Here is a 261-nt window from a genome sequence, read left to right on the forward strand (position 1 = left end):
TAAACTACAAATTAAACTACTCTCAGAAAACGCAACAATGCCGACACGTGCTAATGCAACGGACGCTGGCTATGACATTTACGCAGCTGAAACTAAGATACTTGAACCGCAAGAGAAAGCGATTATCAAAACTGATCTAGCAGTCAACATTCCTAAAGGATATGTGGGATTACTCACTTCAAGAAGTGGCGTAAGCAGTAAAACACACTTAGTTATTGAAACTGGCAAAATTGACTCAGGATTTCATGAAAACATGGGGAT

The 261-nt window shown here is 39.5% G+C and carries 1 pseudogene; it reads left to right on the top strand.

Features of this window, described 5'->3' with window-relative positions:
* Nucleotides 1-261: pseudogene (locus HMPREF2603_RS09095) on the top strand (dUTP pyrophosphatase); the annotation flags it as partial.

This window comes from Staphylococcus sp. HMSC055C03, assembly GCF_001809385.1.
GTDB lineage: Bacteria > Bacillota > Bacilli > Staphylococcales > Staphylococcaceae > Staphylococcus > Staphylococcus simulans.